Source organism: Thermalbibacter longus (assembly GCF_023806485.1).
In the GTDB taxonomy this organism is placed as follows: domain Bacteria; phylum Chloroflexota; class Chloroflexia; order Thermomicrobiales; family Thermomicrobiaceae; genus Thermalbibacter; species Thermalbibacter longus.
Genome location: NZ_JAMSLR010000001.1, coordinates 563,815 through 583,570, shown reverse-complemented (window position 1 = coordinate 583,570; position 19,756 = coordinate 563,815). Strand labels below are relative to the sequence as shown.

Sequence of the window (19,756 nt, the reverse complement as noted above, 5' to 3'; positions counted from 1 at the left end):
GCGGCGACGCCTGCGAGCGTGTCCTGGTGTCCCTCGCCCTCTGACCGTCGTCTCACCGGCACGGGCGCGCTCAACCGTCCCGCTACCGAGCGCCGGGCTCGTCGGCAGGAGGTGCGGGAGGAGCGGGGGGCGCCGGAGCCAGCTCGTGGACGAGCTCGCGAGCCTCCTCGCGCAGCCGGCGCCAGCGCGCCTTGAGCTGCTCGACCGAGAGGCGCGACAGCTCCTCCCACCGCGGGTCGTCCTCGCGCGCCTCCACCCCATCCAGCCCGACCAGCCGGATCAGCGCCGTGAAGGGAAAGCCGTGCCGCCGCAGGCCCGCTACCGCTCCAGCCCCGAAGCTGAACGGGTACTCGTCGCGGAACAGCTCGGGGCGCCGGCCCAGCGCGATCTCCACCAGCGCCGTCTCGACCAGCACCCGCCGGCCACGCGCCGCGAGCTGCGAGCCGTGGAGCTCGCGGGAGCGCTCCTCGTAGGCCTGCCAGCCTTCCAGCAGCGCGGCGCACCGCCGCTCGAAGTCGCGCCGGGCTGCCTCGGCCGCCTCGAGGCTCCACCCCGGCCCCTCGGCCTCCAGCGCCTGCTCGAGCGCGGCCACCGAGCCCAGCCACTCCGCGCGGTCGCCCGCCAGCCGGTAGTAGCCGCGCAGCGGCGGCTCGCCCTCGCGCGCGAGCCGGACTACCGCCCCCGGGCCGTCGCCCGCCAGCGGCTCGACCGCGTCCAAGAGCTCGGCCAGCAGCGGCTCGCCGTAGGTCAGCAGCCGCACCGTCTCGCTGTGGGCGTCGAAGACCTCTCGGTCGAAGGTGACAGCGTGCAGGCCGCCGCGCCAGCGCACGAGCCAGGCGCCGGGGATCTCCGGGTGCGGGCGGAAGCGCTCGGCCAGGCCGGGCAGCGAGGGCACGACCCGCTCCAGGTCGGCCAGGCTCACCGGCGAGGCCAGGTGCTGCTGGAACTCGGCGTCGTACAGCTCGGCGTCGAGCTCGAGCAGCGCTTGCTCTTGCTTGGCCAGCCGCTGCTGGATCTCCGCCACCTGCGCTTCCAGCTCCCGCTCGCGCTGTCGCCGCGGCTGGAGCGCCACCCGCTCGATCGCCTGCGCCACCTGGCTGAGGATCGGCTGCAGCTCCCCGACCACCGCGCGGAACCAGTCGATGCGGTCGCTCAGGCGGCGGTAGACCTCGGCCTCGATCGTCCCGGCGTAGAACAGGTTGAGCACCTGCACGACCGGGTAGCGCTGGCCGATCCGGTCGAAGCGGCCGATCCGCTGCTCGACGCGCATCGGGTTCCAGGGCAGGTCGTAGTTGACCAGCGCGCCGCAGGTCTGCAGGTTCAGCCCCTCGCTGGCCGCGTCGGTGCAGACCAGGATCTTCACCTGCCCGGCGCGGAAGGCGTTCTTGACCGCCTCCTTGGTCACCGGCCGCCAGGCACCGTCGAGCCAGGCCTCACCGCCCCGCCCGGAGTAGCAGGCCACCTGGCCGCCGTAGACTTGGCGCAGCCGCTCGCGCAGCGCGTCCAGCGTGTCGGTGTACTGGGTGAAGACCGCCACCGTCTCGTGGCGGCGGAACAGCTCGTCCAGGCAGCGCAGCAGCGCCGCCAGCTTCGAGTCCTCGCCGAGCAGCCCCAGCTCCCAGACGAAGTCCTCGAGATAGCGCGCCTCCTCGACGTACGCCTGCCGCAGCGCCTCGGGCAGCTCCTCGCTGACGTCCTGCTCCAGCTCGACCTGTTCTAGGTCTTCGTCGGTCAGTCCCAGGTCGGGGCGGGCGCGCCGCAGGTACTCCAGGCGGCGTTCCAGGCTGCAGCGCACGGCGTGGAAGCTCGAGGTCAGCCGCCGGCGGTACACCGCCATCACGAAGCCCAGGCCACGGCGCTCCGCCTCGTAGCGGGCGTAGAACTCGGCGATGTACTCCTCGATCCGCTCGTAGAGCGCGCGCTCGGCCGGCGTCATCTCGATCCAGACCGGCCGGGGCTCGCGCTCCGGCACCCGGGCGTCCAGCAGCCCGCGCTCGGCGTAGCGCCGCAGGAGCGGCCGGGTATGGCGGAACATCAGCCGGGCCAGCGGCGTGTGCCGTCGCAGCCCCGCGACCAGCCAGGCGCGCTGCCGCTCGGCCAGGTGCTGGGGTGAGAGCGACGAGCGGCCGGCCAGCGCGGCCCGCACCTGCTCCCAGCCGACGGCCCCGAGCTCCCGCTCCGCCTGCCGGCAGAACGAGGGGTCGAGGCCGCTCCGCGCCACCTCTTCCCGCACGAGCGGCAGCACCGCCGACCAGTCCAGCTCGGCCGGGCCGCGCCGCAGCTCAGCGAAGAAGCGCAGGAACGGCTCCGGCCCGGCGCCCCAGTTCCCGCCCAGCCCCAGCAGCGCCAGCAGATCCCACAGCTCCACCGGGTGGAGCTGCATCGGAGTGGCGCTGAGCAGCCAGAGCCCGCGGGTGCGCCGGCTCACCTCGCGCAGGAGCGCCAGCAGCCGGTTGGGGCGCGCGGGCCCGCCCTCCGGCCCGTGGCGGCGCGCGTGGTGCGCCTCGTCGACGACCACCAGATCCCAGGGGCCCGCCTCCAGCACCTGGCTGGCCCGGTCGCGCCGCTTGGCGAGCTGGCTGGAGACGAGCAGCAGCGGCTCGCTGGCGAACGGGTTCGGCCCCCGAGGCTCCCGCGCCTCGCCGCGCGCCGACCAGAGCCGGCCGTCCTCGTAGCGCGGCACGTCGAGGCAGAACTTCTCGGACAGCTCTTCCTGCCACTGCCGCAGCACGCTGTGCGGCACCAGCAGCAGCGCGCGCCGCGCCCGCCCGCTCAGCACCAGTTGCCGCAGCGCCAGCCCGGCCTCGACCGTCTTGCCCAGCCCCACCTCGTCGGCTAGGAGGAACCGCTCGGGGAACCGCTCGACCAGCGTCCGGGCCACGCGCGCCTGGTGGGGCCAGGGCACCACGGCCGCCGTCGCCAATCCCAGCCCCTCGGAACCTACCAGGTAGGGCGCGTCGCGCAGGTACTGCGCCACCGCCGCCGCGCGCGACGCGGCCCGCTCGGCGACGTAGACGCCCCGGCCTTCGGCCACGGCCACCGCGCGCTCCAGCGGGTCGCGCTCCGGCGGCCGCTCCGGCCGCAAGCTCACCAGCCGCTGGCGCACCGCCTCGGGCAGCAGCAGCGCCACCCAGCCCGGCTCCTCGCCGTACCACAGCCGCTCGAACCGCCGGACGACCTGCTCCAGGTACGGCCGGGTGCTGTCCCACGAGAAGTAGACCGCGAACTGCTCGTAGTTGTGCTGCCAGCCGCGGGCCGACTCGTTGACGCTGCCGCTGAAGGCCACCCGGTCGCCGGCGGCGTCGGTGAAGACCCCCTCCTTGGCGTGGAAGTACTCGGCCGCCTCGTCGGCCGGCAGCGGGTGGCCCGCGCGGTCGCACGGCAGCACCACCCGGATCTCGAGCGTCCCCTCGGCGACCATCCAGGCCAGCGCCGCCAGCCGGTCACGCATCAGCTCGTCCTCGGGCGTGGCCAGCCCCTCGAGCAGCCGGCGGCGCACGACCGCCGCCAGCTCCTGGCCCGCCACCACCGCCTGCACGTCCTCCGGCGCGAGCTGCGCGCCGACCAGCAACCGCATCCGCCCGCCGTTGCGGATCAGCCGGGCGATGCCGGCCGCCGCCACCGCCAGCGCCGAGCTGGAGAAGAAGCCCGCCGAGCGGTCGTAGCGGACGCTCCGCTCCAGCGCCGGCAGGTAGAACGCGTGCAGCCGGTCGTCACCGGGGCCGTAGGAGATCTGGAAGGGGTAGTCGCGCAGCCCGGCCACCCGCTCACTACTCCTGCTCTTCGCCCGTCTCGTCCTCGTCCGCCTCGTCCTCCGCGCCCGGGAAGGCGAGCTGCCGCGGGGCGACCACCGGCTCCGGCTCGGCCGGCGGCTCGATCTCCGGGAAGAACGCCTGGCGCAGCCGCTCCAGCCCCTCTGCCTCGGGGCGGAGGAAGCGGCCGTCGGGCCGGCGGGCCCGGGGTACCGCCTCCAGCAGGGCCTGCAGGCACTGGCGGAAGTCCGCGTGCTGGAGCAGCCCGGCCCGGCGCAGGAAGGCGCCGCAGGCCCCCGGCCCGTCCTCCTCGTACACCAGCATGGCCGTGTGGACGGCGTCGACCAGGCGCGGGAAGGCGCTGGCCGCCGGGTCGACGACCCCGCGGCGCCGGCGCTCGGCCGGGGTGAGCAGCGCCACCGTGCTGCCCTTGCGCTGCACCAGCCGGGCCCGGCGGATCACGTCCTCGTCCAGGTCGAGCCCCACCGCCAGCGCCAGCTTGCGTGCCTCGTCGGCCGGGAACTCGACCGCCTTGAAGGTGTCCCAGGCCAGCAGGTACCAGTCGGTCTCGTGGTCGAAGCGGGCGCGCTGGCCGTGGAGCAGGCGCTCGCGGCGCAGCGACAGCACCTCGCGCCGGGCCAGGTCGAGCGCGGTCTCCGGCCGGAGCTCCCGGGGCTGGCCGGTCTGGGGGTCGGTCTCGCTCAGGAGCACTGGCCAGCGGGCCGAGATGACCGCGAGCGCCGGGCCGTAGGCGGCCAGGAACAGGTCGACCCCGCCGATGCCGAGCGCCGCCAGCTCGGTCGCCCGCTCGCGCACCCGCCGGGCCAGCTCCCCGCGCAGGTCGTCCCACCAGACGGGGCCGTCGCCCGCTGGCCGCTTGCGGCAGGCGAGCAGGATGGTGCTCTGGGCCGCGTTCTTCTTCGCCTGGTGCAGGCTGTGCTCGCTCTCCGTGTGCACCGGCCAGGAGGCGGTGATCTGGAAGCCGGCGCGCACGAGCGCCATGGCCAGGGCGTCCCAGGCGTCAACCTGCTTGTGGGTAAACATCACGGTGAGGACGCCGTCCGCCCGCAGCACCCGGTGGCATTCCTGGAAGATCGCCTCCAGCTTGCGCTCGTAGTCCTGGCGCGCCAGGTCACGCGACCGGCGGCCGAGCCCGGCGAAGCGGGCCGGGTTGGCTACCGCCTCGTTGTCCTTGTCGGCCAGCGGCGCGGCGAACCACTCCGGGTAGCAGCGGCCAGCGGTGCGCTTGAGCCAGACGTAGAAGAAGTCGGAGAGCTCGCCGTACTGGACGTTGTCGTAGTAGGGCGGGTCGATGCAGACTAGGTGGACGCTGCCGTCGGCGAGGTGGGCCAGCCGCCGGGCGTCCCCCTGGGTGACGCGGAGGCGCTCGACGGGCGAGGCGCCCGCCCGCTGCCAGAGCGGGAGCCGGGCCGGCTGGGCCAGCCGGGCGATGCCGCGGTAGGCGTCGACGACCTGGTCGACCGCCCAGTCGAGCCCCTTGCCGGCCGCCACCACCGCCATCTCGGCGAAGCTCCACTTCATGCTGAAGTCGTGGCGGTCGAAGGTGTTCGTGATTACTCCACGTCGCGAGTGCCAACGCGCCATCCGCGAGTTGTAGTCGGCCAGCTTGTCGACCGCGAGCGCCAGGTAGGTGAGCACGGCCCGGGCGCGGTCGGGCGGGAGCGCGTCGCGCAGCTCCGGCTCCAGGGCGCGCAGGGCCTCGACCGTCGCGCCCAGCGCCAGGAGCTGGCGGGGGGCGAAGAGGTCGCGCCAGCGGGTCATGCCGTAGAGGCGCGGCCGGGGGTCGTTGCTCACCTCCGGGATCTCCTCGTCGGGGACGATATCGCGCGCCAGCCACGCGGGGAGCCGGCGGGCCAGCTCGGCCTCGGCGGCGGCCGCGGCGGCGAGGTCTGCCTCGGTGGGCAAGCGGAAGTCGACCCCCTGGGGCGTCTTGACGACGACGGCGTAGAGCTGCTGGCCCATGCGGCCGCCCTGGGCCTCGCGCTTGACGTACTCGTCGTCGACCACCTCGCCCGTCCAGGGGGAGACGGCGACGCCGCGACGGATCGTCCCCTGCTCGGCGGCGCGGTCGGCCGCGGTGCCGTAGACGATCTCGAAGCGGCAGGCGGGCCAGTCGGGGTGCGCGAGGAGGCGGGCGGCGGCGCGGCCGCGGTCGTCGCGCTGGAGCCACCAGTTGGGGGAGAGCGGGATCGGCTTGCCGGTCTGCGGGCAGGCCACCGTCCGCGCCCAGAGGTAGCCGTCGAGCACTCCGCCCTCCGGATCGGGGAAGAACGGGCGCAGTTGGCTACGCACGAGCGCTAGCAGGCGATCGCCCCACTGCCGGATGTCGTCGGCGAGGGCCTCGCCGAACCGGGCCGGGTAGTCGAGCGTCGCGGCCAGGACGACCGCGGCGACGGGGTTCAACTCGTTGGCGTGCACGGTCAGGCCGAGCCGGATGGCCTCGAGCGGGATCGAGCCACCGCCCGCGGTGGGGTCGAGCACGGTGAGTTCTCCGGTACCGAACGCGTGGCGAAAGATTTGACCAAGCAGCATCAGCGCGTCCTGGTCAGGGGAAAATGTGAAGGCTCGGCCGTAGCCGTATGCTTCTCGCCCCAACCGTTGGCCCCGAGCGTCGGCTTCAGCAATCCTCGCTCGGGCAGCGACGGGGTCGCCGTGGATCCCGAGGAGCCAGCGGAACCAGGCGTGGTAGGCCTCGCGGGTGGGGAAGCGCTCGCGCAGCGGCGCGGGCAGATCCGGCCGCCAGGCCGGCAGCAGGCTGGCCAGCACCGCCGCCCGGCTGACGACGAGCGGCCGCCGCGCCCACCAGACGTGCAGCCGGTTCGGTGGCGGATGCTGGCCCGTACTGTTCTCCCGCCGAGCCTCGATGCCCAGCTCCTGTACTGGCAGCCACTCCTCGATCAGGCGGGGGAGCGCCTGCGCCGCGGCCGCCGTCACCCCGCCAGTACCGTCACCCATCTCTCCCTCTCCCTCCTGCCCTCACTCCCCGCCCGTCTCCCGCTCGGGGAGAGGGATCGCCAGCGAGGACGCGCTCAGCCGCCTCGCTCCCGCACCCGTCTCCGCGCGAGCGGGCCCGCCGGAAAACGACAGCGCCTGGCGGGCACGAGACGTCGTTTCCTCCTGGCGCCTGGCGGCCCGCCGGGGCCGCCGCTGGACGACCGTCCCCTCGTCGTCCACCCAGGCGCGGGAGAGCTGGCGCTGACCGCCCTGGCCGCGCCTAGCGTGAGCGTCCCTCTCCTGGCCAGGTCGGCGCCTTCGCTGCGCGGGTTCCGCTCGGCCCGGAGACTGTGTCTTCTCCTTATTACTACCGGCGTCGCTCCACTCGTCAAGACTGTGCTCGACGACCGGCGCAGAGGGGCCGTCGCCGCCTACCGGTGCCGCGGGTCGCGACGGCCGGCGCCCACGCCGGCAGCGCGCGGGCCACCACAGTCGCGTGCTGAGCGCTTTTCCCCCGCCCGTATGCTCGGGCGGCCTATTCAGGCCCCGGCCAGCGTCGCGCCGGGGGTCTCGGCGTCATCCGGCCTGCCCGCGCGCTCTCCGCGCGAGATGCCCCGCGGGGCGGAGCGCGATGACGCCGACGACGGTCGTCCCGAAGCGGTGACCGAAGTGCTGGCGGTCGCCAGTAGTCAGGTGAGTACAACCAGCCGCGACCGCAACGCGCAGGATCAGCATGTCCTCCTCCGGCAGCCCTGACGCCGCGACCTCGGGGTACTCGGCGGGATCCGCGCGCCGATCGGAGATGCGCACGGTCGCGTCCAGGAACAGCCGATCCACGTCAGCGGCGCGCGGGCGGCTCGACGCGCAGGGCGTCGGGATCGAGCCCGAGCTCGTCCCGCACCACCCTGGCGGCCCGCGCGTAGTCCTCGGCGTCGGTCGCGTTCTCGAGGAGGCAGCGCGCCTTGCGCTCCGGCGTGTAGACCTCCAGCGGCACCACCACTGCCGGGCGGATCAGGATGCCCTCGTCGGTGGTCTCAGCCACCACCAGCGAGCCCTCCTCGATCCCGATGCGCCAGCGCAGGGCGGCCGGGATCACTACCGTTCCCCGCTTGCCGACCTTGCTCGTCTCCACGTGAGTCCTTCTTGCTCAACTTCCAACAGTGCCTTGGGCAGGAGCCATCCTCGGACGGGCGCGACCACCACCGCCACCGGCGCTGGCGGTAGCGCCTTACGTCTGATCGGACTGATCCCCGTACGAGCGCGCCGCCTCGGCTGCCGATTGCCCGGTCAGATCGGCAAGCAGCTCATCGAGCGCGCCGATCACGACCTGGTAATAGGTCTCAGGAACCAAGAACTCTTCGATCTTGACCCCTGGGCGCTTCTTGAAGTGAAACTGTTCAAGAAATTCGACGTCGCGATGCTCTGCGAACGCCGGGATCGCCCGAAGCCTGTCTGCAAGGCGCTTCAGCTTCTCCTCTGCCGCGCGGGGCCGCAAATACTCGAACGTGATTGCGACGTGCCAGGGGCCAGTCATTTCAGGCCACCGGTAAAAGTGAAGGACGCTCAATTTGGTGTTTCCAAAGGGAATCTTGACTTTAGCGGTGAAGTCCTTCCCTGTACCCCGTTCTACCACACCTTGGTATCGTTCCTTCAGCCACTCGATCAAGCGCCTGGCAGCGTCGTAGCCCACCGGGGAGCAAGAAGACTGCAACACCTCCAAGAGATCGAGCGCGGGGTCGGCGGTGTGTGCCTTGACCTCGCTGTCTTGCTGCGCGTACGTTTCGGGGACGATGACCTCGATCTCGTCGTTCGAGTAATAAGGCAGCTCGAGGACGTGAAGGTCGAAATCGTTCGTCGTGTATCGTAATAGGAAGCTCAAGGTCTGAGCGAGCTGCTTCGGAAACGCGTCGAGGGCGATGACGAGCCGGAACCGCCCAGCCGCCAGGTTCTCGGTCACCTGTTGGCGGAAGGTCTCCGCATCCCAGCCTTGCGGAGCGGACGTGGCGAAGTGCTCGACGAGCGTACGACCGATACCTCTTCTGAACCGGCTATCGAATCGCTCGTACGACATCCCTTGGAGCCACGCGGCGTAGCCCAGGATCTGCCCCACCACCTTTGCGCGAGCATCCGGGTCGTTTGCGAGCTTGCACTCCACGATCATGATATTGCCGTACATATCGACTCTGACAAAATCGGCGGAGGAATCGAACGGGGTAGTAAACTCGTAAACGAGAGCCACAGGCCCGCTCTCCGGCCAGGGGAGCAGTTCAGGTGACTGCTTGATTACCCGGTGGAGCTCTGGTTCATCCGAATACGATCCCAGCCCTGGCGCGCGCCACTCTTGCTCACCGCGCCTCCTCACTAAGAGCATTCGTTCCCTCCTTCCCTCTGGGCGCCCGGCCGTCCCCCGCGATGCGAGGCCCGTTACCCCGCGCCCGCCCGGCTCAAGCCCGCGACGTGCCGGAGGCCGACGAGAGAAGCTCGTCGATCGCGCGCTGGATCGTCTCGACGGCCCCGGGCTGCGGCAGCGCCGTGTTGAGCCAGATGCTCGGCTCCTTCGGGAATTCAGATTCTCCCGTTTGGTTGAGTCGCTTCTGGAATTCGGGATCCGGGATGTCTGCGAGCCGCTCGGCGAACCGCCGCAGGACATCGTGCGAGACGCTCGCGTTGACCAGGTTCTTGAAGTTCACCTCGAGCAGAGGCGTTTTCTTCTGTCCCTCTGATCCCCAGGGGCTCAGGTTGAGCACTCTGACCTCTTTCCCCTGGATCAGGAAAGCGAAGTTGGCCGTGGGAATCTCGCTTCCGCCGAACCAGTACCGGAGAGCGCGTCCCTTGAGCCAGTTGTAGAGTGGCAGCAGCGCCCGGTAGCACTCCGGCGAGCATGCCTCTCGTAGGCCATCGAGGAGATCTGTCTCAGTGAACGTTCGACGGGGGCGCCTGGACATGGTCATCGTCTACCTCCTCGTCCTCCTCGAGCCAGTCGACCGCTACCGCCGCCTCCTGACCTCCCGCAGAGCACTCCGAGCTTCGCTCCGACCCCTCCTGCTGGAGTCGTTCCCTCGCTCACTCGCCGTCGGCTCAGAACGCCCTTTTCGATCCCCTCCGACTCGGCCGACGAGGTACGGCGATCCCGAATCGCTGTCGCACTGCGGGCAAGGTCACCAGCCTACCCTGCTGGCCGATCTCGCCCGGCTGCGTGACAGCCCTCTCTGACGCGTTGCGTGTCCGCCCAGGTGTCAGGCGCTTCGATGAAGATTTCACCTGCCCTGACGCCGGCGCCGCTGGACGACTGTCCCCTTGTCGTCCACCCAGGCGCGGGCGGCCAGCCCCACCTCGGGGCCGCCCCACCACAGCCCCCAGCCGCCCACCGCCGGGCGCGTCAGCGTGTAGACGTCGTCGCGGTAGCCGGCCCACCAGAGCCAGCGGGGCAGCGCCGCCGGCACCTCCACCGGCCCCCCGTGCGCAGCTCCCCTAGCAGCGGGACGACCTCGACGCCGCCGTCCTTCGCCCGGACGCGCGCCTGCAGCCCCGCGTCGCCAGGCGCGAGGGTGAGGAAGACCCCGCGGGCCTGCCGCCCGCCCTGCGCCAGGATCGCCCGGCGGGCCGCCTCGTAGAACGCTGCGGCGTCGAGCACCGCGACAGCCGGCCCGAGGTCGAAGCGCAGTTCCTCGGCGGCGTCCGGGCAGGGCTTCACCGGCACCTCGAGCCGAAACGGGAGCGCGAATTCGGTGCAGACGCCCCGGAGCAGGAGCGCGCTCGGCCTGCGCTGCCGGCCGACGAGCCGGGTCGCGCGCCTGGGTCGGACACGGTCGACCTCGAACCAGTCCTCCTGCGAACTGGAGGCGGCGAAGACGCCTTCGGGCCACGGGCCCGCGCCGGGCCACCAGACGGCCAGGTGTCGCCGGCCCAGCCACACCCCGTCCTCACCCCAGGGCGACGGGCCGGGCGCGACGAGGACGTCGTCACGGCGGAGAAGCGGCAGTTTGAGCATCATAGCCACGCGTCATTCCACGCGAGAGTGAACTAGTCTCGGTGAGGCGCTGCTCTGATCACTCGATACCGCACAGCTATCACCTGCTCTCCACGAGGACAAGAACGAGAAAGTTCGTTGATAGCGAGACGCGGTTACTACACTTCCCCGGATTCCAGCGCGCGACGTCCAGCGTCCGATATCTCCCAGATGCCGCGTGGTGAATCGCCGTTCAGCAGTCCTTCTCTGACGAGCGTCAGCCGGCACCAAGCAGCGGTATTCTTCCAGCGGAGCTCCCTCGGCATTGAGGCAAGCGGCTGATAGTCGTACTCGTTGAGAACCGACCGCATTTTCTCCTCGACCTTTTGCAGGACGACATCCATCGGTGCACTTCCCCCGAGTTCGACCAGGGATTCGAGAATTGGACGACGGAAACTGGCCTCAGGCGTCCTCAGTCCACGCGAAAGCGGCTGATACTTCTGTAGGCGCCTTCTCGGGGCCCTGCGCGCCACTTTTACTGGCGCTGCGCCGGTGAGACGAGTCCACTCAGCCTGCAGCGATTTAACGCGCTCCCGAAACTCAGCCAAGCGTCTGGCATGCTCGATCGCTGCCTCCGCTTCGTCGTAGCGGCCCGAACGCAAAGCAGAAGCCCCAGACTCCTGAACCGCATTCGCGACCTGCTCAATCTCTTCCAACAAGATCTCGAATGCGACAAGCACTTCATTACGCTCCATGAGTGCCCCTCGATGAGCAATGAAGTGGTCGGTCAGCAGAGCGTCCACGTCCTCGACGACAGTTCGCTGCACATCCTCGATACGTCCATAGGAACGGTTACTCGCCGGGTCGAAGGCCAGTTCGCCCGAGCGTCGTTGCTTCGTCGTGCGATACGCGTTCGCTCACGTGCATCTAAAGCATCGGTTTTTCTGTCCTTCTGACTCTGCATCGAATCGACGAGCTCTCGACCGGAGGCTGAGCCGGAGACGGCTCTCCCAAGCTATCCAATGCTGGAGCACTGTCGAGACAAAGACTACGACTCCTCAGCACAATCGAGGCAAAGGTCGACGACATCGCCTTGAGGTTCGTGCCGATACAGACTGGCCACGGTTCCAACGCATTTCTACCTAGGACTGTATCGGTGAGCGGGTCGACGATACGCCCCCTCTGACTTGGTGTCAAGATCCGAGTGACGCCTACTCACTCCCCAGCGAGCAGGAGCCGGAGGGCCCGCCGCGCCCGGCGGCCGGTGCCGGCGGCCAGGCACTTGCTGAACCAGTAGTACGCCTCCTCGTCCGTCATCGACCGCACCCCGGCGGCCACGCGCTCCATCCGCTCGACCCGCCGCAAGGGCCGGAGCGCCAGGAACAGCAGCCCCAGTCGCACGCCGGTCGTCTCGCCCAGCGGCAACTCGTGCGCCCCGTTATCCGCGGCGCGCCCCGCTCCCGCCCGCAGCCGCTCCCCTCCGCGGAGTCCCCGGTAGCCCTCGCGGCGCAATAGTTCCAGCACCTGGTCGAGCGCGACGACGAGCGGCGTACCCTCTAGCGTGGCCAGCCGACGGTACCCCGGCCCTCGGCCGTTCGCGGCCGGAGACGGCCCGGCTGTCCCCGCGCTGCCGGATCGAGCAGGGGGCCGCTGCTGCCACAGCGTCAGCCGCACTGCCTCGCCGGCCTGTGGCTCGACGCGCAGGCGGAACGTCCGCGTCGACTCCTCCGTCACGAGGCGACCTCCTCGCGCTCGTTCGCCGGCTCCGCCTCCAGCTCCAGCTTGCCGAAGGGGAGATTCGCGAACATCTCCGCGAGCCGGCCGAGCTCGTCGTCGACCGCGAGGCCCTCCGGCCCGAACTCCAGCTCGGCCTGGGCCCAGGCGGTCAGGGCCTGCGCCTGGGGCCCGAGGCTTTCCAGTACCTGCCGAACGGGCCGCGAGCGGCTCTCCTCCCCCTGGAAGCGGAGGTCGAGCAGCTCGCCCTCGCCGAACTCGGCCACGGCCTTGAGCGCGATGCGCGCGCGGCCGCGCCCGAGCTGGCCCAGCGCGATGCCTAGCGACCGTACCTCCTGCACCGCCGCCTGGCCAGCTCCTTCGAGCCTCACCCGCAGGCGGGCCAGCCGCGCCACCTGGTGGTCGCGGCAGCGGTCGGCGATCGACTGGAACGCCTGGGCAGGCGGGCCGGACGCCCGCAGGTCGATGACCTTGTCTACCCCCGAGCCAGGCCCGTCGCCCCCACAGGCACAGGCGTCAACCGGGTTGCCGCAGACGGGACAGCGCTCGACGTCGCCACCTGGCTCGCGCTCGGGCCGGCCAGCGCGGGGCAGGTTCTGGCGGGACGCCTCCTCCGGCGTGTAGAGGAAGGTCTCCTCGGCGATCTCGATCGGGGGTTCGGGCGAGCCGGCGTCGTAGGCCTCGCCCCGGGACGCGGCATAGTAGACCCACTGGCCGCTGCGGATGCCCTCGCGGATCGTCCGCTTGAGCAGGTTGAGGTCGGCCAGCATCGGCAGATTGACGCGCTGGGCGAAGGCACGGCGCAGATCCTCCGTGCTCACCTGGCCCCGCTGGCCGTCCCAGGCCCGGGCGCGCACGAAGGCGGCCGGCAGCGGGCTGTCGTCGGCCAGCCGCAGCTTCTCGAGCTGGCGGAGGATCTTGACCACCACTTCGGTCTGGTTGCCCTTGACCGCCCCCTGATCCTGGGCCGGCAAGACCTCGCGGGCCAGCGGCACGGCGCCGTGGGGCGCGTCGCCGCTCGGGTAGTAGAGGAAGCGGTAGGCCCGGGTGATGCCGACGCGCAGCTCCAGTTCGGCCTGGTCGCGCATCTCGCGGAGTCGTCGCTGCTGCTCAGAGCTGAAGTCGCGCAGCCGGGCCGAGTCGCCAGCCAGTCGATCGATCGCGAGGTAGCGGCGAGCGAGCTCCACCAAGCCCTCCCGCTGCTCGTGGTCGGCCACCAGGAAGACGAGGTTGTTGCGGTAGCGGCGGAAGCCGCCGGCCACGCCGGCCTGCTCGAAGAGCGTGCGCACCAGCTCGGGCGGGTCGGGCACGGCCGAGGTGGCGGTGGCGGCGTCGAAGTGGACGATCACCAGCTTGGGTACCCCGGCGTCGTCGGGCACGTCGGCGGGCTCACCGGGGAAGAAGACCGGCTCCAGCGCGCCCCGCTGCCAGATCTGCCGGATGCGCTCTTCGAGCTTCGCCTTGGCGAGCGTGACCGCGACCACGGCGATCTCGTCGGCGATGAGCTTGGGGAGCTGCACCTCGGTGCCGAAGCGGAAGCGGCGGCCGTCGTCGGCGAGGTACCAGCAGCGCTCGAGGAGCTGGTCGAGCGCCCGCCGGAGCGGCACCGGGTCGTCGCCTGGCTCGAGCACGGCGGAGAGCAGGGCAGGCTCCTCGATCCCGGCAGCCTGGGCCTGGACTAGGCTGTTGAGCAGGATGGCCGTGGCCAGCCGCTGGGCGTAGGGCGGGCGCCCGGGAGCGGTGAACTCGGCGTCGATCGCCTGCGCGTGGGCCGGCTGGCCGGCTACCCGGGAGGCGATGTCAGCCTCGATCACCTGCTTGAACGATGCCCTGTCCAGGCGGCTGGTCAGGTCTTCGACGATCGCCGGCAGGCTCAGGTCGACGTGGTGCGGGTGGATCAGCGCGAGCGGCTGCGGGCGACGCTCCCAGAGGCGGCGGACGACGAGGGCGAGGAGCCGGAGCGCGCCGCGCGTCCGCTGGAAGTTGGGGATGGTGGCGATCCGCAGGCTCAGCACCCGGAGAAGCTCCGGGTGGAACGGGTAGGTGAGGGCGGTGCGCTCGGCGTACTCGGTCGTGGTCACCTCGTGTGGCAGCGGCGTCCCCTGCTCGGCGAGACGTCGGTAGAAGGCAAGGTAGGTCTCCGCCGTCTCGCGGGCAGCCTCACGGTCGATGCGCCGGAACAGCCGGTGGGCGACGATCGGCGCGGTCTCGTCGTCGCCCGCAGGCGTGATCACGCGCTCGGAACGGGCGGCGACCCGCCTCGTCTCGGCCAGCCGCTCGCGCAGCTCCTCGCTCTCGCGTCCGAAGGCGTCGGCCGGGTCGGCCAGCGTGAGCACCACGACCACCCGCTCCCGGCTGGCGGCGAAGTCGAGCAGCGACAGCAGGAAGGCAACGGTCTGCTCGGCCAGGTCGCCGCGCCCCGTCGCAGTCGGCACGGCGCCAGCGGCCCGCAGGTAACGTGCGATCTCGTCGAGCAGGATCAGCGTCGGCCGGTCACCGATGAGCTGGTCGAGGAGGCCGCTCCCGGGGGCGGCCTTGGTGTGCCGATCCGACTCGGCTACGAGCTGGTAGCCGGCCAGGCCGCCGATCTGGTAGGCGAGCTCGCCCCACAGCGTGTAGGTCGTCACGTCGCGATGGAGGAGGCCGCCGGTCGGGTCGAGGTCGGAGCCGACGATGCCCGCGACGCGCACGGCGCCCGGCTGCGGGATCAGCTCCGGGGCGACCAGGGCGGCTGCCGCCGGGCTCCCGCAGGCCGCGTGGTACAGCGCGATGAGCGCGTGCGTCTTGCCACCGCCGAAGGGCGTCTCCAGGCGGAGCACGGCGTTGGCGCCGGGGTCGCGGCCGGTGAGCCGGCCGAGCACCTCGCGGACGATCGTGCTTAGGCCCTTAGTCGGATAGGTGTTGTCGAAGAAGACGGCCGGATCCTGGTAGACGGGGTCTGCGGTGCCATCGAGCACGTCCTTGAGGCGAGCGGCGAACAGCTCCTCGCGCAGCTCGCCGTGCAGGACTTCTGCCCGCGGCTCGCAGGTCTCGTACAGCGAGCGCATGTCTCCCCCTCGTGATGAGCAGGTTTGAGGTCGTATGCCGGTTGGGATGGCGGTGCGGTGGGATACCCCGCCCGCCTCGTAAGAGTGACCCCAGTATAAGGCAGGCGAGACCGCAGGCAAGGGGTACGCCGCGGGTGCGGTTCCACGACCTGCGGCATGCCACGGCGAGCCTGCTCCTAGGCGAGGGGGTGCACCCGAAGGTGGTGGCGAGCCTGCTCGGCCACAGCACGATCCAGATCACGCTCGACACCTACAGCCACGTGACGCCGGGGCTGGCGCGGGACGCGGCCGCCACCCTCGACAAGCTGGTTGCTAGCAAAATTGCTAGCAACACCGCCGCTGTGGGCCCAGACCACATGCGTTGAGAGCCTGGTTTCCGCTTCTACATCGGTGCCGGAGGAGGGACTCGAACCCACACGGGGGTCGCCCCCCAGCGGTTTTTGAGACCGCCGCGTCTGCCGTTCCGCCACTCCGGCCAACTCGTCCCAAGTATAGCCGCTTTCCGCCCGTCGCGGCAGGCATCGACGCTCGCTCCCCGACGCGCTCGCCAGCCGGCCGCAGGTACTCACCTGATCAGACCTGGCGGGCCGGCACCCAACCCACACGGGTCTCTCGGAGGACGCAGCACGGAGGACAGCAACGAAAGCGCGGCTCTCCAGTCTTCGGGCCCCGCCGCAACGCCCTCGTCTGGACTCATCCGCGACACAGCGGTTTCCAGACCTGCAGGTGCTAGCATCTCGGCCTAGGCGGTCGTCTGGAACGAAGGGCGGGACCGGAAGATGGGACCGAGAACCTGGCGGATCGGGCTGGCTGCGCCTCGAACCGCAGTGACGCGAGAGGAGGGCATCTCCACCGTCGGGCGCTTCTTGGCCCACGCTGCGGAACAGGCGGTGGCGATTGTCTGTTTCCGCAGACATACTTCCCGGGTTACCATTCGGCATCACCATCTGCCACGCGAGGTGGCGCTACCCGGAGTCAGTACGCTGGGCAGCACGACGCGGCGGGCGCGTGGTCTTTCATCCTCATATCACGGGGGAAAAGGGCCGGGGCACCAAACCACCCTACTGGGGTAATCCGGATGCTCCCTTCTACGAAAAGACGATGGTTGCCCGCGCCGTCGAAATCGTCATCTACTTCGCCAGCGTCAACTGCGCCCAGGCGAGGGGATGGGCCGCACACCGCCTCGTGCCGGCTCGATATGGCGACTGAGCCCGGCTCACGGCTCGCTTCCGGGCACGAGCGCGCGAAAGCGCCAGAACCAGTGAGGCAGACGATACAGGAACCCTCGCGCCTCGTTCCCCTCGAGCTCCCTCGAGGCTTCAGATTCCCTTGTTGAGCGAATGGCCAGGAGTCGCCCGCCCCTTCAGCCCGTCGCGCTCCAGTCCGAGGGCTGAGGCAGCCCGGACTGCCAGCCAGAGTGTGACCAGGTCGCTGGTCCGGTCGACCTTCAGCCCGGTAAGCGACTCCACCTTGCGCAACCGATAGACGAGCGTCTGACGATGGATCCCCAAAGCCCGCGCTGTCTCGCTCCACGAGCAATCCTGCTCTAGGAAACAGCGCAGCGAGTGGAACAACTGGCCCTCGTGAGAGGCATCGTACGCTAGCACCGTGCCCAGTACGCGCTCGACGAGGTTGCGCGCAGCCTCCACGCTCATGGGCAGGCTGGACGAGCCGAGTCCCTGCTCCCCGTACCGGACGAATCCCCTGCCCACCTCGCGCGCATGCTGGAGCGCCCAACGCGCTTCCAGCATCGCCTCCGGGACACGCGCCAGCGTCAATACGCGCTCGCTCCAGCCGACCGGAGTCGAGCTGAGGCACTCGCTCAAACACGCGATGGCTTCATCAGAATCCGGCAGGAGCAGGAAGATGTAGCCCTCTCTCCGCAGCGTCGTGTGCGGCAGGCAATGGGACTCCAGCCATGCTTGCAACTCGCCCAACGCGACTGCATCCTCGGCAATCGCCGCGACCGCGTACGGCGGTGACGGGAAACCCTGCTCTCGCATGAGCAGCTCCAGCCCCAGGTCCGCCGTGATCCGGCGGTCGGCAAGGTGGGCTAACAGCTCGGCCCCCAACCGATGCTTGCGCTCGAGGTCTGCCGTCATCCGCTCGAGGGCCAGGGCGACGACCGTGGCGACGTGGCGCAGCACGACGACATCGTGAGCCGCGCGGTGACGCCCCCCGCTGACGACCAGGAATGCCCGTCGCCGCGCCGGCACTGCGAGAGCGATCGTCGATGGGCCGACCTCCGGGAGCTGGATCACCGCCGGCACATGGTCACTCGGATAGCGCTCCAGCGCCACACGGAGCGCCCGCCCGAGCGATGGGGGCATCGGTGCCTCCGGGGGCAACACCACGCGCCCCACTGCCGGATCGACGACAATTAGCCGGCCATCGACGATCCGTTCCAGGCGAGCGATGAAATCCGACGCTGGCAGCTTGCTCGAGTGGACCACCAGGCGGGCGACCTCGTAGACCTGGAGGGTTCTCCTCAACCGCGCGTGCTCTTCCTCCAGGTTGGCATCCGCCACCACGCGCGATACGGCGACGAACGGCACTTCGTACGCTGTGAGCATCACCGGCAAGCCCCAGCGATCGGCGGCCTCGAGCATGGCGTCCGACAGCTCAGGAGCACGCATCCCCTCGCAGATCATCACGCCACTGAGCTGTGCCTTCGCCAGCCGCTCGATATAGGTGACTTGGCTCGCCGGGTCACGTGGAATGCCGATCCCGACGGTCATTACCAGCTCGCCGCCAGCGAGCCAGGCTGTCGGGTCCTCGAGCTCGCACACATGTGCCCAGGTCACCGGCCGGTCGATGCCGGACTCTCCCGCGATCAGGCGGGTTCGCAGATCCGGCCGTTCCAGAAGATCGCGGACCGTGATGACCATAGCGCTCGCATCGTACCATCCTCGCAGGGGTTCATACAAGTGTATGAGACAATCCTTCAGCATTCTGACGCGCGGCGCATTGCCAACGCCCACCACTCGGCGTATAAGGGGAGCATCAGGGCATGAAGTGGCCCGTCGCCGTTGTGGTGCTCGCCGGGCGCGAGGTAGGACCGGATTACTCGAACCGTCTTCGCAGTATCCGACAGGAATCTGAACCGGCGTGGCACAGGTTGCTACCGATACGGACGTCCGTCTCCGATGGAACGGGAGGGCCAGCATCGATGACGACTCCAGCAGCGGAGTACACCCTCGTCCGCACGCTCCCCGGGCGCTACTACGTCGACCCCGAGGTCTATCGCCTCGAGCAGGAGCGTATCTTCTCCCAGCTCTGGTTCTGCGTCGGGAGGGCCGATGCCCTCCCGAACCCGGGGGACATTCTGACCTGCGACGTCGCGGGCGAGAACCTGCTGATCGTCCGCAGCCGCAGCGGCTCGGTGCACGCGTTCCTCAACGTCTGCCGCCACCGCGGTGCGCGATTGTGCGCGGAGCTCCAGGGCTCCCTCCGTGGCGGGGTGATCCAGTGCCGGTACCACGCCTGGAGCTATAACCTCGAAGGCCAGCTCATCGGCGCCCCGAACATGCGCGATCTGCCCGGCTTCGAGCGCGAATCGTTCGGGCTGCACCGCGTCCCGCTCGAGGTCTGGGAAGGGCTGCTCTGGGTCAACCTAGCTTCCCAGCCGGAACCGATCGAGGCACAGCTCGACCGGGCCATCGTCGAGCGATTCGGCGAGCGCGAGACATTCTCGCGATACAGGATCGGCACACTCGGCGTCGGCAAGACCATCGTCTACGATGTCGCTGCCAACTGGAAGCTAATCGTCGAAAACTTCATGGAGTGCTACCACTGCGCGGTCGTCCACCCTGAGTTGAGCAGCCTGGTACCGAGCTTCCGCGAAGGCTTAGCCTACCAGCAAGGTATCGGGGCCAGGTTCGCCGACGGGGTCGAATCGCTGACTGTCACCGGCAAGACGACGCGCCCGCTGCTACCTGGCTTGCTCCCGCAGGACGAGCGCACCTACTACGGGATCGTCTTGCTGCCCAACGTCTTCGTGAATCTCCACCCGGACTACGTCCTCATCCACCGGCTCGAGCCTAAGGGGCCAGGCCGTACGCTCATCGTGTGCGACTGGCTCTTCGACCCGCCAGTGATCGAGCAGCCAGGCTTCGACCCTTCGGACGCGGTCGAGTTCTGGGATCTGGTGAACCGCCAAGACTGGGAGGCCTGCGAATTGTGCCAGGCCAACGTGGACTCGCGGGCCTATCGGGAGGGTGGCATCTATGCGCCAACTGAGGCACATATTCGCCGCTTCAACGACTTCGTGCTCGCCCGGCTAGAGGGGACCGGGGCGTGAGTGCAGTAAGCACCGTGAG

General features: G+C 70.1%; 13 protein-coding genes and 1 tRNA gene. 2 read left to right on the top strand and 12 right to left on the bottom strand.

All coding sequences use genetic code 11. From position 1 onward, the window contains the following. Positions 1 to 82: 82 nt before the first annotated feature. The 10 genes from NET02_RS02545 to NET02_RS02500 all read right to left on the bottom strand — a co-directional run bounded on the left by NET02_RS02545 (position 83) and on the right by NET02_RS02500 (position 15,437). Positions 83 to 3,763, bottom strand: coding sequence for a helicase-related protein (locus tag NET02_RS02545; RefSeq protein ID WP_284055800.1), 3,681 nt, complete (start codon positions 3,761 to 3,763; stop codon positions 83 to 85). A gap of 7 nt (positions 3,764 to 3,770) precedes the next feature. Continuing rightward, the gene (locus NET02_RS02540) at positions 3,771 to 6,728 is read right to left on the bottom strand and encodes a DUF1156 domain-containing protein (protein ID WP_284055799.1); all 2,958 of its coding nucleotides are present in this window, start codon (positions 6,726 to 6,728) and stop codon (positions 3,771 to 3,773) included. A gap of 555 nt (positions 6,729 to 7,283) precedes the next feature. Then, positions 7,284 to 7,544 (bottom strand): hypothetical protein, encoded by a 261-nt coding sequence (locus NET02_RS02535; RefSeq protein ID WP_284055798.1) that lies wholly within the window; start codon positions 7,542 to 7,544, stop codon positions 7,284 to 7,286. 1 nt (position 7,545) lies between these two features. Then, entirely contained in the window at positions 7,546 to 7,839 is a 294-nt protein-coding gene (locus NET02_RS02530; RefSeq protein ID WP_284055797.1) for an AbrB/MazE/SpoVT family DNA-binding domain-containing protein, read from the bottom strand. Between the two features lie 96 nt (positions 7,840 to 7,935). Next, complete coding sequence (locus NET02_RS02525) at positions 7,936 to 8,946, bottom strand: hypothetical protein (protein WP_284055796.1); 1,011 nt, start codon at positions 8,944 to 8,946, stop codon at positions 7,936 to 7,938. Between the two features lie 205 nt (positions 8,947 to 9,151). Then, complete coding sequence (locus tag NET02_RS02520) at positions 9,152 to 9,658, bottom strand: hypothetical protein (RefSeq protein ID WP_284055795.1); 507 nt, start codon at positions 9,656 to 9,658, stop codon at positions 9,152 to 9,154. 428 nt (positions 9,659 to 10,086) lie between these two features. After that, positions 10,087 to 10,707, bottom strand: a complete 621-nt coding sequence (locus tag NET02_RS02515; RefSeq protein ID WP_284055794.1) for a hypothetical protein — start codon at positions 10,705 to 10,707, stop codon at positions 10,087 to 10,089. 128 nt (positions 10,708 to 10,835) lie between these two features. Then, on the bottom strand, positions 10,836 to 11,483 hold the full coding sequence (locus tag NET02_RS02510; RefSeq protein WP_284055793.1) for a winged helix-turn-helix domain-containing protein: 648 nt from the start codon (positions 11,481 to 11,483) through the stop codon (positions 10,836 to 10,838). Between the two features lie 388 nt (positions 11,484 to 11,871). Beyond that, a complete protein-coding gene (locus NET02_RS02505) occupies positions 11,872 to 12,390 on the bottom strand; it encodes a DUF7680 family protein (RefSeq protein WP_284055792.1) in 519 nt (172 codons plus the stop codon). Further along, positions 12,387 to 15,437, bottom strand: coding sequence for an ATP-binding protein (locus tag NET02_RS02500; protein WP_284055791.1), 3,051 nt, complete (start codon positions 15,435 to 15,437; stop codon positions 12,387 to 12,389). Before NET02_RS02500 ends, NET02_RS02505 begins: the two co-directional genes overlap by 4 nt. Before the next feature lie 14 nt (positions 15,438 to 15,451). Here NET02_RS02500 and NET02_RS02495 point away from each other — a divergent pair, with 14 nt between their 5' ends. Continuing rightward, positions 15,452 to 15,802: a tyrosine-type recombinase/integrase gene (locus tag NET02_RS02495; protein WP_284055790.1), complete on the top strand. Its 351-nt coding sequence runs from the start codon at positions 15,452 to 15,454 to the stop codon at positions 15,800 to 15,802. 26 nt (positions 15,803 to 15,828) lie between these two features. On the opposite strand, the gene NET02_RS02490 is transcribed toward NET02_RS02495, so the two are convergent. Both NET02_RS02490 and NET02_RS02485 read right to left on the bottom strand, forming a co-directional pair. After that, positions 15,829 to 15,913, bottom strand: a tRNA-Leu gene (locus NET02_RS02490). Between the two features lie 843 nt (positions 15,914 to 16,756). Then, entirely contained in the window at positions 16,757 to 18,325 is a 1,569-nt protein-coding gene (locus NET02_RS02485) for a PucR family transcriptional regulator (RefSeq protein ID WP_284055789.1), read from the bottom strand. 281 nt (positions 18,326 to 18,606) lie between these two features. Between NET02_RS02485 and NET02_RS02480 the strand changes: the two genes are divergently transcribed. Next, on the top strand, positions 18,607 to 19,737 hold the full coding sequence (locus tag NET02_RS02480) for an aromatic ring-hydroxylating oxygenase subunit alpha (RefSeq protein WP_284055788.1): 1,131 nt from the start codon (positions 18,607 to 18,609) through the stop codon (positions 19,735 to 19,737). Positions 19,738 to 19,756 lie beyond the last annotated feature (19 nt).